This window comes from Lacipirellula limnantheis, assembly GCF_007746075.1.
GTDB classification, from domain to species: Bacteria; Planctomycetota; Planctomycetia; order Pirellulales; family Lacipirellulaceae; genus Lacipirellula; species Lacipirellula limnantheis.
Genome location: NZ_CP036339.1, coordinates 6,086,377 through 6,101,534 on the forward strand (window position 1 = coordinate 6,086,377; position 15,158 = coordinate 6,101,534).

Sequence of the window (15,158 nt, forward strand, 5' to 3'; positions counted from 1 at the left end):
CTCAGGAATGCGGGACCGTCGGGGTAGCTCGTGCCCAAAATCGTGCCCATACAGTTTTCAACCTGCCGCTGCTGCAGCTGGCGACACCATGCCCCGCCTCGCCAATTCCGCCCGATCAGCAACCACTCCGCTCCGAATCAACTCATCAAACTGAATCACCATCGAGCGATACCAGGAGTTGTGGTCGGGCTGGCATTTCCGACAACGCCAGCGATGCATACCTGGCGCAAGACATTGACGATGTAAAGCTGCCGAGCAGAGAAACACTTGCAGAGCTCGCGAGTGCGGACCCATTCCCTGGTGGGCGGCTGTGCCAGCCGGACGGCGGCCGCAATAGCGCAGGCGTGCGATCGTTTTAGCCGCATGGGGGGCTAGGGGGTGGTGGGTAGCTAAGTGTGCAGCCCCGGAATCGGGGTTAGAATGCCGGGATGGCACAATTTGCGGCAGGCTTACTGTTGGTTGGCTTCATAGGCGTTTGCCTGGCTGAACCGTATACCAAGATGGTCCGATCCATCAGCGGAAGCGACAGCCTGCTCACTGACCCTGGAATCATACGCGTAATTGGTTGGGTCCAGTTGGCGGCTGGGGCCGTTCTGGTTGGCGTCAATCTCTTTCGGGGCTAGTCCGCTCCCGGATTGCATTCCCGCGCCGGCGGTTAGAATGCGGGGCATGAAATTCACGCTCGTCGTCAACCTTGCGATCGGTCTGCTCCTGCTTATGTGGGCAGCCTATTCTGATGTCCGCACGTTCGCCGTGGCGAGCGATCTAGCCGACGAACGGCGGTCCAGTTCGCCAGTGGTTCAGCCTCTCGAATACGCCGAATTGGTCGATTTGCTAAGGCGAGCAACCGACGCCCATGAGAATGTCTGTGCAGCGGCTGGAGGAACGCTAATCGTGACAAGCTCACTCGGCCTGTGGTTAAACGCCCGCCGTCCCGCCGCACCTGTCCCCAGCCGGGAGGCTGACGCCTAACCCTCTCGCGGCCGCCAGCGACTTCGCCGCCCCTTCCGCTGCTTTAGCGTGTGATGAATGCGCGTAGGACGCTGACCCTGGGCGTTTCAGCAGGTGGCGCGCCGATGTCCACGTCGAGGAAGCGCGAACGCTGCCAACATCATAATCGTGATGCTCGCCGGTTCTGGAATGGAGTACTCGACCATGTAGCACTTTACCCAACTCCGTAAACCCCGTGAGTACTCTCCGGGCAGGTCGCTCCATCGCGTAACGTTCGGAGTTCCTCGGCCAATCGCAAATGTTGCGAAGTCCTCGTTGTTTCCCAAATAGCCGCGGTTGCTCGGCTCCCAATATTGATTACGGTCGCGGTTCGCGCCCCAGGACTCAAAACCGAAGGCAACGCCAGTAATGACAGGATTAGTACTCTCAGTTCGCCAGAAGAGCTGGCCTGCTTCCGGTCCGGTTACCCAACGCCACTCTCCCTCGATCGCGGAGTCGCTTGCTCCCATCCATACATTATAATTAACTCCTTTTTGGAAAGTGTAGTCGATGAAATCCTGTTCCGCTTGCGACGTAATGGTGACCAGATGTCCGGGAATGCCTTGGTACGATTTCGCTCCCGCCGCGGCGCTTGCCTCGGCAAAAGTGAGGGTAGCTGAGCCGAATTTAATCAACTCGTAGTAATGGCCGTTGGATGGATTCTGGACCACCGTGTTAAAGAGACTGGGTGGCAAAAGCGGTTGGGCGGCGATCGGGGCCACCGCTCCAAGAAGCATTGACAAGATAACCGCGGCCCAGCAGGCAGCGCGAGGCGTACCCTTAGCGCGAAGAAGTAGTCGCAACACACGTTGGCACATGAAGAGCTGCCTCAGTTCCTGCCCTTGGCGAAAGTGTGACCCTTGCGGTTTGCGATGTCAACTAAATATCGCTGAGGGCAGCTGTTGCAGGTGCCCAATGCGTTTCAGGACTGCAGGGAATCGGCGCTGGGTAGCTAAAGGGATAGTAAGCTGGCTTGGCCGGCAGCTCGTTGGGTGGTTCGTCTTCCACCCAAATCGGAGGCAGAAAACGGGAAAGTTTGCCATAGCCCCTGGCTGAGGCGGTCATCCTTGAGCAGACTTCCATCGCGAGAGGTTATGGAGCGAAGGACATTCAACTAATTATGATTGATACGTTCGATCCGCACTGGTTCAAGTTTGCCGAAGCCAATGGATTGTCGTCGATCGGTGACGACAGGGTCCGGTATTTGAAGCGGCTCAAAGCGAATCAAGAGACGGGCGCTAACATAAATCCGTAGTGATTGTCTAGCCGCAACACCCAATATGCTCACCTACGTCCGCTACGCCCTAGCGTCCGTTTGCTTCGCGGCGAGCGTTGCTTGTTTGGCGTTGTGGTGGCGGAGCTACGGAGCTGGCGATTTCGTTGCAACGGCTTGATTCGGTCCCGCTCACAGCTTACACGGCTCTGAACGTTCGTCGAGTGTAAGCGAAAAGCACTCCAATTTGCGGTCGGTGTGTGGGGGAGGGTACAATTCTTTCGTAAAGACCCCATTCGGTATTAACTTGCGAACGATGCTTACAGCGGCCGGCGCTGTCGCAGTGCTAGGGACGATTTTGGGGCTCGCATATCTGCATATCCTAATGATGTCGGATGCCTAGACTTATTCAAACAGTGGAAGATTATCTCCAGCCTTCGACCTAATGGCCAACCACGTCCCTTACACGTTGGCGACGATGTGCTTCACGGCGAGTGCCGGCTGTTTATTGCTGTGGCGGCGGAGCATGAGATTGTAGGTCTGACACGTTTAGATGTGCGATGACTCCAAGACCGCGATTCTCAATCCGACAGTTACTGTTGTGGACGGTATTTGCCTGCGTGGCACTCGCATTTGTTGGTGCGAGAATCAGCGAACATGATTGGCAACTGCGAATCGTGCATCAGTTGGACCAGACAGAGTGGGATTGGTCCGTGGCGTCCAGTGACGTACTGGACTGGTCTATCGGAACGAGAAATGTAGCTACGTTGTCGTACTTAGGGCCAGGGCGGCGTCGGCTGACCAAAGCTGAGATTGACGCGATCAGATCGCTAACCGATTTACGTAGAATAGATTTGAAAGGGCTTCACATCGCTTCGGAGTTAGACGGGTTGTTGACTAACCATGCAGCACTGCGTCATCTGGACCTGTCAAATACTGATCTAGACGACGCTGCGGTGCCATCGCTTGCAATGTTACATCAATTGGGCCTGATTGATCTGACCGACACAAAGATTTCAAAGACGGGTATCAGAGAGCTGTTCAAGGCATTGGTGGATGATGACACGCTAGTCTTGTGGAGTGCGCCGGATTAGGGGACGAGTGATGTTCGCACGTCGCTGGCGATCTTTTGCTACACGCTTGAGCTTTGAGCTATTGGCGTCGGCATTATCCGCGTGAGCCGCCAATTCAGCATTCTATGAGCGTTGATCGCAGCAACCATCGTCGCTGCTTTGATCGGGATGGCGGTTATCCTGTAATGATGAGATTCGTCCGCTACGCATTGGCGACGTTATGCTTTGCTGCGAGCGTTGGGTGTTTGGCGTTGTGGTGGCGGAGCCACACGCATTGGAGATGTCTGCGTGGCCCAACTTATCTGAGCGAACTCACCGTCGCGACTTGCGCATGCGGTATGTACGCAGACGTCTTTATAGGGAGAAGTAAACCATCCGTCCTTGGAAGTATGAGTCTCGCTCAATGAAGCGAGAATTAGTCGTTCGCATGCAGGAACCGATGAAGGGTGACTACTTTGGAGTATGGTGGACGAACGGGCGCGTCCGCCGAATATTTTTCCCCCTCTGGTATCCCGCCCTCGTCTTCGCGCTCGCTGGCGTCGGCGTGCTCCGCTTCCGCCGCCAGTTCAGCATTCGGTCGGCGTTGATTTGTGTAAGCATCGTCGCTGTGCTGTTGGCCATGGCAGTTACCTTGTAAGTATTTCCGCGAATCATCTCTTCTGGGCCTACTGAAATGCTCATTATTCTTGTTAAAGGCTCGGCGAGCTTTGTAACCGTCATTTCGGTCTCGCTAGTGATTGCTTGCGGATGCACGAAAGCTGTTCCCGAAGCGGCGGCTCCCGCGTGGAAAATACGCAGCGGCGATACACATAAAGACGTTCGCGTTACCAGCGGAACCACCTTTCAATGCGACGGGATGAAGTGTCGCCTACTCGGCGTCAAAGACTCTGCTGACCCAAAGATACGAGAGCAAGCCGAGTTGTTTACCAGAGCCTGGTTTGGCACAACCGGAGACTATTTCGGAGTTTACAATGACAGCAATCCCTTAATGAATGAAGGGACGGCTGTAGTGTGGATTTACGGGACAGCCTTACACCTGACCTGTTTGAGTGAGCAATTGGTAAGAGCCGGGCTGGTTGAACCCGATGTTGACTCATACCCGAATTACTCATTCACCGTTGAGGATAAGGAGGACGGAGAATCTATCGAAGATTGGCGAGAGATAATACGGGAAGCCAGCCGCAAAAAGGCTGAGCCGATGCAATTGCCCTTCGCTTGGCCGCCGGTTGGGAAGTGACGGATACATCGGCAGCCTTCGCGGACGTAGGCGTTCTCCGCTTCCGTCGCCAGTTCTCGATTCGCTCGGCGTTGATTTGTGTAAGCGTCGTCGCTTTGTTGCTCGGGATGGTTGTTGCGTTGTAGGATTGGCAACATGCAAAGCCATCCGCTACACCTTGGCGACGATTTGCCTTGCGGCGAGCGTGGGTTGCTTGGCATAACTCCTCTCGACTACGCGCTACCAGAAGTGGAACATTGTACTTCGGCAGGCAACTCAGCTAGCTAACCCGGCCGTACTTTTCCTAATGCGTACGATCAATGCTTAAACTCTCACGCCACAGCTTGGCAAAACGGCTTGTGATGGCGATTGGCTTGTTACTGATACTCGCAGGAGCAATCCAATTTGGTCTACTTCGAGCTGACTGGGTATCAAAGCTTGAGGAGGCTACGCAGCGCGCCGAACGAATCGAGATTATACCAGCGCCCACGCCAGCGAGATTAGGGCTTCCGCCGGTTAGCTTAAGAGGGCGGCAGCAGGTTGAGGAGTTGATCTCGACGATTGACATTGACCGCAGTAGAAGCGGCTATTTTCACGAGACTCTTGGCACATGCTGGATCGAGTTCTACGGCAGCGACAATCGGTTGCTAGTCACGCTGATAGTAATAGGCGGGGGTCACCTTCGGTGGACCGAGGGAAAGTGGAGTGGCGATGCGACACTCACTCCACAAGCTGAAAATAAGCTAGCGAAATGGCTCTCAAGGCATAACTGCCCATGCTTGAACGAGTGACCAATGAACGCTGCCAAATGTTGGAACTTTTACCCTGCGGTCGGCTTTTGCGGGAATGAGCATCGTCGCCTTATTGCTGGGGATTGTGGTGGAGCTGTAGGCGAATCTCCGCGGCGGCGGTTAGCATGGTGGGATGCGGGACTTCCTGATCCATACCGGGCCGAAGATAGTCGTGGCTCTGTTAGCGGTCCTGATTCACGTTTGCCGAGATGAACTCTTTTGCCGCAAGCGACCACAGCCTCCGCACGACCACCGGCCCGCCTCTGACCACGCCCGGGAGTCTGGGGGCTAGGCTCTGTGTCGCTATTAGGCGGCGGTTAGAATGCGGCGATGCTCACCTACCTCCGCTACGCACTGGCGACGTTGTGTTTCGCGGCGAGCGTCGGCCCAGCGAAGATAACTGGGTAAAGAAAGGGTGATATGGTCGGATTTGAAGTGATCGTGAACGGCGAGCGACTTTGCACTGCGGGATCGGAGTGCGTCTGTGGCGTCGGGCTAACTTTCTCATACCGGGAGCCAGAGCTGATACGATTCAATATCGGAGGAATCCCTCATGCCGGGAGCATGCAGCACTCCGTCTGGAAAACTCCTTCAGTGACAATTGGCGATGAAATCACGATTCGGCTCGTGGAGATAACGGCACCCGATACCCCAGACGTCGTTTATGATTCGAATTCGCAACAAGGTCGCGAGGACGGATGCTGATACGGCCGCGCGGCGTCTACTCTCCCCTCTGGTTGACCTTGTCTGGCCATGAAGAGTCCCCAACGATTCGCCCTGTTGGCCTTGCTGCTGTTGATGCTCCTTGTGGCATTAGTCTTTGGTTATGTGCAGCTGCAGCTTGTTGCAAAACCTGTCGCACAAGCAACCACGGCCGACGTCCGCAACGTATTCACGGAGCGTTCTAACTCGTTAAACGAACTAGCCGCGATGCTCCGAGAGGACGAGCAAGTCCTCGACATTGACAAGTACGGCACGATCCAAGAGAGAGTATCGCTAGGCCGCCACAAGCAATATCTAAAGGTGTTGCGCGAGATCAACATCCCTGTTTCCACAATCCTTTGCGATAGGAAGGAAGACCAGTTAACAGTGAATGTGTTCGTCGATGGCTGGAGCAATAAGAAGAGGCTCGTGTAGACAACCGGTGCAAGGCCGAAGGAACTTGTCATGCTGTGTATGGAGTGCCCCGCGCAGTCATTTGAGCCGCTCGAAAATGGTTGGTATATCGGCATTATTGACGACTCCACGAAGGACAGCGACACAACAGAGGATAGCCAGTGATCGTCGAACTCGTTCAAGAACGTGAGAGACAAGCGTTGCTCGACTTGGCCGCGAGCACTGGACTATTCACCTACGAGGATGCAGAAGGACTCCTTGGCGGGGTCCTGGATTCCTTGGCTGCCGGCGAGCTGCCCGCGGGCCACACGGCGGCAGCGTGTCGCGAGTCTCACGACGGCCCGGCAATTGGTTGGACTTACTTTGCGCCAGACCCGTATGCAGAGAAGGTATGGAACGTGTGGTGGATCGGCGTGAGTCCAATTCGTTATGGCGAGGGGGTCGGCGTAGCGCTGCTGTCTTACGTCGAGCAAACGGCCGCGGCGTCAGGTGCGCGTGTCATTGTCATCGAAACAAGCGATCAGCCCTCCTTGGCACGAGCGCGGAACTTCTATCTCAAGCTCGGATACGAAGAGCGTGGGCGTATCCCGAACTTTTATGCCACAGGTGAATCGAAAGTCATCTTTTCGCGTTCGCTCGCGGGCTGAGCCTGACGACCGGCTGCAGTGGGAGGCGTTCTAGATCGTTAAACGATCTGTTCGCGATTCTTCGGGAGGACCAGCAAGTCGTCGACATTGACACGTACGGCAGGGGCTTAAGATTGAAGCAGCCTGAGGCCATCCGTTAGAATAGGCAAGCTGCATATTGAAGGTCTCCTTCAATATGCGGAGCTTACTGAAGAAGTTTCTGTCTAATAACAAGTTCGTCGACAAGAGAGCAGAATGTTTGGCATTACCTACCGATGCGATTCCTGCGACTTTGAGTTCTGCTCCGGATGGTCGCATCATTCTGCTGGCCAACATGTCGTGTGCCGTAACTGTGCCGCTCACTTCACGCTTGGCGGAGGCCAATCAGAATGGGGCACTAAAGAGGGTGAGCAACTTCAATTGCTTACTTTCGATGGCGAACACGATGTGCCAACCGGCGTCTTCGTTACGGTGCTAGAAAAGGATTCGGAGATCGCAAACCTGCAGGAACAGGATGGTGTTTCGCGATTGGAGTTTGAACCTGTTTCGTGTCCGCAATGTGATGGACACGACTCGCTGATACAGTGGTTCGACGAGAATGCCTCATGCCCAAAGTGCCGCTTCGGGACAGTACACCGCTGTGGTTCATGTATATACTGAGCGACGAACCAAGCCATGCACCCGAGCACGCGATCGGGCGTTTTTCACATGGTTGCCTTACTCGCGCGTGCCGGGTGATGGTGGTCGTTATGCATTCAGGCAGCTTCTAAGGCTGTTTCCTTCGGGGGGCGCGAGATGAATGTCAAATCGCGAATTCGAAGTCACTTTCGATTTTTAATTATTGTCGCCGTTTTGCTTGCTTCGATCGGCGGACTTGCCTCTGAAATTTTCTGGAGCCGAACTTCCGACGCTCAGCAACTGATGCATGCACTAAGCGCAGTGGCGCGAGAGGGATGTCCAGAAGAAGTGCTTTTGGCTGCTGTTGGCAACCCTGACAGAGTCCTCTCGGGCGACCAGATTCCTCAATGGCTTCTGGAAACAACAGGGAAAAGCCATTCCAAAGGTGTTCTGCCTACGGACGAGTTCTTACTCTATACACGCAAGCACGACGATGGACTTTCTAAGCAAGTTTACCTCCAGGTGCGCGACAGCCATCTTGTGAATGTCGACACCGAGTTCCCTGATCCAGATTCGGTGAAGGTCCACACGCTGCAGTTACAATAGTCGAGCAGTGGCAGATCAACACAACGCGCCGGAGCGACCGTCCATGTAGGCCCGAGCGCCAGCGCGGCGGCGCAGGGCACTGCCTGCGATTGCCAAGCCAAGGATTAGCGGGCCGCCTCTCCCCGGCTCTGGAACCGCGGTAATGGTTCCTGGCGTCAGATCAAAACCAAACTGCCGTTGCCAGATCAAGAAATCGCGCCCATCAACGTTGCCGTCAGCATCTGCGTCGCCGTCGCCCGCCGTCGCCGCGCCCGCCGTTCCGAATCCCGTTCGCCACAACGCTAGATCATCCCCGTCGACGTCACCGTCCCCATCAAAATCCGATGTCGCCGGCGCGACGTCGGCGAACGTCGTCCCAATGCGAATGGCGTCAAACGCCGATCCGCCGGGGCCTGTGAGGCTCACCCGATTGACGAAATTTACGTTCAAATTGATCAAGGAAGCCGTCGCCGCGGAAGGCTCTGCAGCACCGGGCTGAGGATTCATGTACAGATAAACCGGATCGACGCCCTCAGTGAAATCGATCCTCAGCACGCAGAACACGGGCTTGCCGACGACGGCAATCGTGCTCGTCAGGGCCTGTTCGAACCCGACTTCCAAGCCGTACTTATTGCCTGAGAAGCTGCCCATTCCGACGACGATGTCCGTGCTGCCGCGGAGCGCCAGTCCAAACCATCCGTTGTACGCGCCTTGGTTCAGGATCCCTTGAGGCTGCATCACGAAACTGACGTAAGCGCTCGTTCCTTCAACTCCCAGCGGCACCGACAGTGTTCGATCGATGCCGCGATTGTCACCGTAGGCGACGCCCGACACGCTGTTGCCCACGAGCGGCAGCGGGTCGCGCGGCGAGTTCAAGCTCCCGCTGGCAATGTTATAGGAGGTGTTCCCCGACCAGGAATCAGCGAACCCGAAGCCTCCTCCGTTGCCGTGCAAGTCCGAACCGACGCCGACATAGGCGAAATCGTCGTGGGCGATCAAGGCAGCAATCGCGAACGACTGCCTGCCAAAAGAGGTGCTCAAGAGAGCCGCCAAGAAAACTGTTCTGCGCACACATCCCATAACGTTCACCAAGGACCTTGGCGGGCAAGCTAAAAGTTCGCATCCGCGGCAGATCTTACTCTAACGGTGCGCGAAGGCAGGGGCCAGCGAGGTCGCTTGGTCTGGGAGGAATGCTTCGCGGATGCGACGTTCATTCCGGCGAAAAAAGGGGGGATCGAATCGGGAAAACCAAGCGCTGCAAAGGCACGAAGCTGGTGGTGGTGGCGGATGGCGAGGGCGTACCTCGGGGGCTGTGCGTCGAGTCGGCCTCGCCCCACGAAAGCACGCTCATCGAAGCCACGCTCGCCGACGTAAACGTGCCGCGCCGGGATCGTCGCCGTTCGCCGCGGAAGGTCACGCGTTTGATCTACGACAGGGCGGCCGACAGCGACCCGCTGCGAAAGCGCCTGGCCGAACGAGGGGTGGAATTGATCTGTCCGCATCGGGTAAACCGCCGCAAACCGAAACTTCAGGACGGGCGAAAACTCAGGCGCTACCGACGCCGTTGGAAAATCGAACGCACCTTCGCCTGGCTCCAGAATTACCGACGACTCGCCATCCGCTACGAACGCAAACCCCAACTCTTCCAAGCCTTCGTGCACGTCGCGTGCTTACTCATCACTCTCAAACGGTTGTGAAACAGCTTCTAGAAACCTAGAAATACTGTCCCAAGCTTCAGCATCATTGCGGCGAACCGTATTTTCGGTGGATGTGATCGGTCCGCTGAATTCAAGCGGCCTGAAGCAGAAGAAGCAGAGCCGCACCGACGCCCGGCACGCATTCTTGACATCTGCAACCACGCTGCTAGACTTATCCCCAGCGAGTCGCCCCAGGCGGCCCGTCGTGCGGCATGCCTCGCTAACGCGACGTCGCAGGTTGTCATTGCCGGTATCGGCATGTCTTAAAGGGCGCCTCCCCAGGCGCCGCAGAACAGGCGTTCTGTCGTTGAGCTCGAACCGCCTCGCTTGTTACTCGCAAGCTTGAGGCTTGGACGCAGCGGACCAGTTGGTTCGCCGCCGACCTCCGTCTTCTTCAAACGCCTGATTCCTGAATGGCCGCATGGTGCGGCTTCGTCAGCGTTTGAATCACCCTTCGCCACAGGGGATTTGAATGTCCGAGAAACGTCCCTGCTATTGGGACATGCCGGCCGAATTGCGGCCGCCCAACTGGCGCCGTCTCCAAGCGGAAAGCTACGCCGAAGAAGAACGCGTCGCCCTGCCGGCCTTTAGGGACGATGCGCTCGCAGCCTACACGGCGCATCTGCAAGCCCTCCGCCGGCCGCAGCCAACGACACTTCATCGGTTGATCGCTCAGCGTCCGGAACTCGTCGCCGCCAGCCCCGCACCCGCTCGACCTCGTCAAGCTGCGCCGCCGTTTGGAAAATTGCACCGAGCGCACGCCCGAGCGCGAACGACGCGCGGCAGCGGCGGCCTACCGCGAGCAATTTCAGCAATCCTTCCCTTGGGAGCCGCCCGCTGGGCAACCGGCAAGTTTGACCGATGCGCTCACCCCCACGCTGCTGCGGCAGCTGGCCGTGGCCGATGCGGAACTGGCGCTGTCGACCCATGCGGCTGACTCGCGCTGGCGGCAGGCTGCCGTCAATGAAGTACACAAGATCGTCACGCTGCTGCTGCAAGTCGACCGCGGTCAGAAAGGAGGACGCTATGGAACGCGCCGCGGGCGGTAGCACGAACGACGAGGCGGGGCGAGGACGTCGCTGGCTCGCCGAGCGACTGACGCCCGCCCAGATGAAGGCGCTCGCGTTGCAAGGGTTCGTGGCGTTTGATCGCCTCCCCTCGGGCGCACGGTGCGCCAAACTCCGCTATCGCGACGCGGGGAGACGGCAGCGGGTGCTGTACGTCGGAACCAATGAAGAACTGGCCGCCGGCGTCGTCGCCGCCCTGGCCGAATGTCAAGCGTCGCTCCGCCGTCGCCGCCAGGTGCGCGCGCTTGCGCGATGCGGCGCCAGCGTGATGCGAACCAGCGTACGACGACTCGAACAGCCGCTCCAGCAAATCGGCTGGCGCTTCCACGGTCGACAGCCCCGCCGACGCCGCCGGCCGGCGCTGTCCGCGGTTCGCCAAGCGCCGTCATCATCACCATTACCCGCCGAGGAGAACAATCCGTTGAGTGAACAATCCGTTGAGTGAACAATCCTTTAACGCCGCCGCGCCCGCTAGTGCGGCGGAGCCAGCGCTTGCGAGTCATGATGACGCGCTACGGCGCTGGGCGCTTGCTCTGCCGCAACCCATCGACGTTTCGATCGGCTGGCATGCCGCAACGCTCTTGGAAATTTCGAGTTTGATGGCCGAGCCGATCAAGGCCGAGATTTTGCAGGCCGAGAATCGCCTGGAGACCATTGCCGATCTCGCAACGCATACCGAAGTGATGCTGAAAACGATTCGGCAGGGAGAACGATTGCTGAAGATGCTGCCGCGAACCTCAAGAGACCAGGAGGCGGCAGCGAAGCTAGCAGCGATCCACTGAGTGACCGAAAAACGCTGGCAGCGAGGCATGGGTTGCCGCCGTTTCGATCGTTGATGGCCCAGACGCCGCTGACGCGGCGTCGCGTCGAAAGCGAAGTTTTGGGCAGTTGATACCTACGCCTGACCGGAAGCGGGCCGGGGCAACGAGCGATTGGTTTTAACGCTGGGTCAAGCGGCGGCGCGACCGCTCGTCCCGCGGGTGAACGTCGCACCGATTCGACGGCTCTTTGACAATTTACCTTTAATCGCGGCGCCCCGCCGTTCGCGGCGGCGGGGCGCCGGCATGGAGATCGGCCCGACGGCTCGTCACCGCTGGATCTCAATCGCCATGCAGAGCACGCCTACCTGCGATCGCGCGCTGATTCATTGGGACAAAAGCTGGCGTAGCGGGGCCCGCGACACGGCATTCGCCGTGCCAAGTCGTCGTCGGCATCGCTTATGGCGGCGATAGAGGACCGCTGGGACTAGTCAGCGTCATCGCGCGGGGTGATCGTTGGGGGCCAATTCAGTTTGACCCGCCCCACCCCAGAAACTCGAAATCCCGGCACCATCTACGATCGCCATCGCGGCGCGCGGCTTGGCGATGTTGGTGCGTAGACGGCGCCCGTCCCGAATGGGGGAATGGAGAAGAAAGCAAGTGGGCGCGCCAAGACTCGAACAAACGAGCGAAATGACGAGGAATGTTGAGGATTACGGCGGAGCGCTGCAGCCGGCGCTGCAATCCGCCAATTGGCTTCCGCGGATCCCCTGCGCGGATAAAATCAGGGGGCAAAACTCAACTCATTCGACCAGCCTAGCGGACTGATCCTCCGCGTCGGCTGCCCGTCGGCGCCCTTCCTACCTTGCGGCGCCGGCGGGCGGCCGGGGCCTGGCAAGGTAGGCTCAAATGGCAACGCACCGTCCCGGTGATTTTCAGCAGGACGCTTTCGACATCTTCAGCGAGCTCGACGGCAAGACTCTCGCTACGGAGATCACAGCTATCCGCGATGCTGCAGCACGCAGAATCGCTGGGTTGTGCGAGGAGCTGGTGGCGGAAGCCGACCCTCCGTTAAACATGATCTCATTCCAAGATCAGGGCCGCGAGCGACGCTTTGTTTACCCAGTAACGAGTGAGGGGGTTTCGTCGCTTGCCGTCGAGGGACTCGCGAAACCACTAACCTCGCTCTCAGAGCATTCGCTGGCGTTCGCACCGATGGTCAATTTCCTGATCCTGTCGGCGGCCAACGAGCTTCTCGAATCACTCAGCAAGGCATCGAGCAGGGACGGGGCCGAGTACGCCCAATTGCAGATTTCGGCGATGCGGCTTGCGAGGTTTGAAGGCTACATGCTGGCGAGCACTTCTAAGGAAATGAGTAACGGTGCTCGCAAGTTGGAGAAATGCAAGATTGCTGGCGAGAACACTCGGAAAACGACCTCCAAACAGGATTCCGCCATCATTAACAGCGTCAAAAAGCACTTAGAAGCTGGGCACACCCAGCGGGCCGCGTGCCTTCGGGCGGTGAGCGACCTGAAACTAAGTATCGGCTGGGAAGCGGTTCGCAGGCGTTATCTGAAAAGCATTTGCAACGCTTAGCGCTGCCACACTATTTCTGTTGAAACGCTTAGCTCTGCAAAATATCTGACCGCATCGCGGATATTCTTCGCCCAACGACGCGATTCGCAGCATGGTGCTGCACGCGCCATTCTCCAAGGGCGAGAACATGTCCCGAGCAACTATTGGTCGCATGACGCGTGGTGAGTACCACGCCTCAATCGACCCGATCAACGTCGGCGCCGCCGAAGCGGCGACGCTGATGCGGATTTCAAAGCGAACTCTGGCGACCGAGACGGCCGCCGGACGAATTCCAAGCTTTAAGATCCGCGGGCGCCGACTCTACAACGTCGAGGCGCTCAAACGGTACTCAGCCGAACAGTCGTCGGCGAGCGACCAGTAGGCTAAAGGCGGCAGGATGATCCCCAGCGAAGTTGAAAGCGTGGCCATGCGGCGTCTTGTGAGGGCACTTCGGCCCCTCATGGCTGGCGCACCCGTCTCGTCAGAAGCGGTGGCCCGCGGGCTCGTCGACACGCTGGACGGAAGCTTTCTACCTCGCAACGCGCCGCGTGGTGACGTCGGGCGCTTCACCGACCTCGACATCGCCGAGGGCATCGGCTGGGTCGGCGAAGAGGCACGGCTAATCGAGATACTTCTCGACGCTGGCATCTTCGCCCGGCATGAGGAGCACCGGCTCGTCCGCGTGGACTACCACCGATTGGCGCCGAACTTCATTCGCGCGTCGGTCAACAGCGCTGGAGGGTTCGTCACCGGGCCAGAGCCCGGTTCTAAGCATGAGGCCAAGGGGGGAGCTAAGGCCCCCCCCAAGACCACGGCAGAGGCCGCCCCAGAATCGGAGCCAGGGACGGCCTTTTCTATCCAATCCTTACCCATCCTTACCAATCCTTCTTCAGATCCGATCGATGATGGCGACGGATCGAACTTCGTTGAGGGGGTTGATGAAGTGATTCTTGACGCGAAGACCTTCGAAGAAATCAAGCCTGACTGCGCACGCGTTGCTGATCTCGTCCGAATTGGCCGGAGCCCCCTCAACGACGCAGACAGCGAGACGGTGATTCGATGCGTCGTCGTCGCTCGCCAGCGGCTTCCGAAAGGCGAACTTGACGCGATCATCAAGCGGGTGCGGAAGAAGTCCGAAACGGTGCGATTGCAATCGAAGATCGGTTATTTCAAGACTGCGATCATCACGGCCTGCGAGAAGGCGGGCGTCGATTTTCACTTCGCGTCGAAATTCGATCTGCCACGTCGCCAGCCGAATGAAACGACCGTTCCAGAAGGGGCCGTCGCATGAATGTCCAGATGCGTGACGATCTCAAACAGCGACGCTTAAACCTGCAGCGTGCCGGCAACCGCGCGGCCGCCCAAGAGGCTCATCTCGGGGACGAGCTAGACGCGATGAACCGCGAGCAGCTTCGCCAGTTGTTCGACGCCGCGTTTGCGCGGCTTGCGGAATTCGAATGGGGCCTGCAAGTTCGTCGCGGAAAGATTTCCATGCCTCAACGCGCGGCGCTATTGGAGGCATTGAACAAACAGGAGGCTATCGCATGAGTGGTTCAGGCCAGAAGGCGCCCGTCGGCTACGTCGGCGCGGATCCAAAACAGCCGATGTCGATCGCCCTACGTCAACAAATGCGCGGAGACGTCTGCGCTCAATGTGCCGCCCGCGTGCTGGTGCACAGCGTCGGTTTTCGGGCGCACAAAAAGCAGCATGCCGCGCGGGGCATCGGCATTAAGCTGCTCTGCCCGAAATGTGCTGAGCAAGCGAGGTCCGAATTGCCGCCAGGCCCGACCATCATCGCCTTGCCGCCGAAAACTGATTTGGAGTCGAACTAGC

The 15,158-nt window shown here is 58.1% G+C and carries 18 protein-coding genes; 16 read left to right on the forward strand and 2 right to left on the reverse strand.

Annotated elements, in window-relative coordinates:
• Window positions 1-669: 669 nt before the first annotated feature.
• On the forward strand, window positions 670-972 hold the full coding sequence (locus I41_RS23775; RefSeq protein ID WP_145435518.1) for a hypothetical protein: 303 nt from the start codon (window positions 670-672) through the stop codon (window positions 970-972).
• An 86-nt stretch (window positions 973-1,058) separates the two neighbouring features.
• On the opposite strand, the gene I41_RS23780 is transcribed toward I41_RS23775, so the two are convergent.
• Complete coding sequence (locus I41_RS23780; protein WP_246133897.1) at window positions 1,059-1,727, reverse strand: lectin-like protein; 669 nt, start codon at window positions 1,725-1,727, stop codon at window positions 1,059-1,061.
• A 1,096-nt stretch (window positions 1,728-2,823) separates the two neighbouring features.
• On the opposite strand from I41_RS23780, the gene I41_RS23785 reads away from it, so the two are divergent.
• The 6 genes from I41_RS23785 (at window position 2,824) to I41_RS23810 (ending at window position 8,249) form a co-directional block, all read left to right on the forward strand.
• Window positions 2,824-3,297 (forward strand): hypothetical protein, encoded by a 474-nt coding sequence (locus I41_RS23785; RefSeq protein ID WP_145435520.1) that lies wholly within the window; start codon window positions 2,824-2,826, stop codon window positions 3,295-3,297.
• Between the two features lie 382 nt (window positions 3,298-3,679).
• Window positions 3,680-3,913, forward strand: coding sequence for a hypothetical protein (locus I41_RS23790; RefSeq protein ID WP_145435521.1), 234 nt, complete (start codon window positions 3,680-3,682; stop codon window positions 3,911-3,913).
• Between the two features lie 36 nt (window positions 3,914-3,949).
• Window positions 3,950-4,513 carry a hypothetical protein gene (locus I41_RS23795; RefSeq protein ID WP_145435522.1) on the forward strand — a complete coding sequence of 188 codons (564 nt, stop codon included), beginning with the start codon at window positions 3,950-3,952 and terminating at the stop codon, window positions 4,511-4,513.
• Window positions 4,514-6,036: 1,523 nt separating this feature from the next.
• A complete protein-coding gene (locus I41_RS23800; protein WP_145435523.1) occupies window positions 6,037-6,420 on the forward strand; it encodes a hypothetical protein in 384 nt (127 codons plus the stop codon).
• 140 nt (window positions 6,421-6,560) lie between these two features.
• Entirely contained in the window at window positions 6,561-7,046 is a 486-nt protein-coding gene (locus I41_RS23805; protein ID WP_145435524.1) for a GNAT family N-acetyltransferase, read from the forward strand.
• A 774-nt stretch (window positions 7,047-7,820) separates the two neighbouring features.
• A complete protein-coding gene (locus tag I41_RS23810) occupies window positions 7,821-8,249 on the forward strand; it encodes a hypothetical protein (RefSeq protein WP_145435525.1) in 429 nt (142 codons plus the stop codon).
• Between the two features lie 15 nt (window positions 8,250-8,264).
• Here the strand turns inward: I41_RS23810 and I41_RS23815 are convergent, their stop codons facing one another.
• The gene (locus I41_RS23815) at window positions 8,265-9,269 is read right to left on the reverse strand and encodes a hypothetical protein (protein WP_145435526.1); all 1,005 of its coding nucleotides are present in this window, start codon (window positions 9,267-9,269) and stop codon (window positions 8,265-8,267) included.
• A gap of 149 nt (window positions 9,270-9,418) precedes the next feature.
• Here I41_RS23815 and I41_RS23820 point away from each other — a divergent pair, with 149 nt between their 5' ends.
• The 9 genes from I41_RS23820 (at window position 9,419) to I41_RS27575 (ending at window position 15,157) form a co-directional block, all read left to right on the forward strand.
• Entirely contained in the window at window positions 9,419-9,925 is a 507-nt protein-coding gene (locus I41_RS23820) for an IS5 family transposase (protein ID WP_145435527.1), read from the forward strand.
• A 737-nt stretch (window positions 9,926-10,662) separates the two neighbouring features.
• A complete protein-coding gene (locus I41_RS23825) occupies window positions 10,663-10,974 on the forward strand; it encodes a hypothetical protein (RefSeq protein ID WP_145435528.1) in 312 nt (103 codons plus the stop codon).
• A complete protein-coding gene (locus I41_RS23830) occupies window positions 10,952-11,437 on the forward strand; it encodes a hypothetical protein (RefSeq protein ID WP_145435529.1) in 486 nt (161 codons plus the stop codon). The genes I41_RS23825 and I41_RS23830 overlap by 23 nt, the downstream gene beginning before the upstream one ends.
• Window positions 11,430-11,774: a hypothetical protein gene (locus I41_RS23835; RefSeq protein WP_145435530.1), complete on the forward strand. Its 345-nt coding sequence runs from the start codon at window positions 11,430-11,432 to the stop codon at window positions 11,772-11,774. Before I41_RS23830 ends, I41_RS23835 begins: the two co-directional genes overlap by 8 nt.
• Window positions 11,775-12,659: 885 nt before the next feature.
• Window positions 12,660-13,346, forward strand: a complete 687-nt coding sequence (locus I41_RS23840; RefSeq protein WP_145435531.1) for a hypothetical protein — start codon at window positions 12,660-12,662, stop codon at window positions 13,344-13,346.
• A gap of 127 nt (window positions 13,347-13,473) precedes the next feature.
• Window positions 13,474-13,707, forward strand: coding sequence for a helix-turn-helix domain-containing protein (locus tag I41_RS23845; protein ID WP_145435532.1), 234 nt, complete (start codon window positions 13,474-13,476; stop codon window positions 13,705-13,707).
• A 78-nt stretch (window positions 13,708-13,785) separates the two neighbouring features.
• Window positions 13,786-14,616, forward strand: a complete 831-nt coding sequence (locus I41_RS23850; protein WP_145435533.1) for a hypothetical protein — start codon at window positions 13,786-13,788, stop codon at window positions 14,614-14,616.
• Window positions 14,613-14,873, forward strand: coding sequence for a hypothetical protein (locus I41_RS27570; RefSeq protein ID WP_168207119.1), 261 nt, complete (start codon window positions 14,613-14,615; stop codon window positions 14,871-14,873). Before I41_RS23850 ends, I41_RS27570 begins: the two co-directional genes overlap by 4 nt.
• Window positions 14,870-15,157 (forward strand): hypothetical protein, encoded by a 288-nt coding sequence (locus I41_RS27575; protein WP_168207120.1) that lies wholly within the window; start codon window positions 14,870-14,872, stop codon window positions 15,155-15,157. The genes I41_RS27570 and I41_RS27575 overlap by 4 nt, the downstream gene beginning before the upstream one ends.
• Window position 15,158 lies beyond the last annotated feature (1 nt).

Excerpts from the sequence above, each read along its gene's own strand:
- I41_RS23775 (WP_145435518.1), top strand. The coding sequence starts at position 670 with ATGAAATTCACGCTCGTCGTCAACCTTGCGATCGGTCTGCTCCTGCTT.
- I41_RS23780 (WP_246133897.1), bottom strand. The coding sequence starts at position 1,727 with ATGCTTCTTGGAGCGGTGGCCCCGATCGCCGCCCAACCGCTTTTGCCA.
- I41_RS23790 (WP_145435521.1), top strand. The coding sequence starts at position 3,680 with ATGAAGCGAGAATTAGTCGTTCGCATGCAGGAACCGATGAAGGGTGAC.
- I41_RS23795 (WP_145435522.1), top strand. The coding sequence starts at position 3,950 with ATGCTCATTATTCTTGTTAAAGGCTCGGCGAGCTTTGTAACCGTCATT.
- I41_RS23800 (WP_145435523.1), top strand. The coding sequence starts at position 6,037 with ATGAAGAGTCCCCAACGATTCGCCCTGTTGGCCTTGCTGCTGTTGATG.
- I41_RS23810 (WP_145435525.1), top strand. The coding sequence starts at position 7,821 with ATGAATGTCAAATCGCGAATTCGAAGTCACTTTCGATTTTTAATTATT.
- I41_RS23820 (WP_145435527.1), top strand. The coding sequence starts at position 9,419 with ATGCTTCGCGGATGCGACGTTCATTCCGGCGAAAAAAGGGGGGATCGA.
- I41_RS23830 (WP_145435529.1), top strand. The coding sequence starts at position 10,952 with ATGGAACGCGCCGCGGGCGGTAGCACGAACGACGAGGCGGGGCGAGGA.
- I41_RS23840 (WP_145435531.1), top strand. The coding sequence starts at position 12,660 with ATGGCAACGCACCGTCCCGGTGATTTTCAGCAGGACGCTTTCGACATC.
- I41_RS23845 (WP_145435532.1), top strand. The coding sequence starts at position 13,474 with ATGTCCCGAGCAACTATTGGTCGCATGACGCGTGGTGAGTACCACGCC.
- I41_RS23850 (WP_145435533.1), top strand. The coding sequence starts at position 13,786 with ATGGCTGGCGCACCCGTCTCGTCAGAAGCGGTGGCCCGCGGGCTCGTC.
- I41_RS27570 (WP_168207119.1), top strand. The coding sequence starts at position 14,613 with ATGAATGTCCAGATGCGTGACGATCTCAAACAGCGACGCTTAAACCTG.
- I41_RS27575 (WP_168207120.1), top strand. The coding sequence starts at position 14,870 with ATGAGTGGTTCAGGCCAGAAGGCGCCCGTCGGCTACGTCGGCGCGGAT.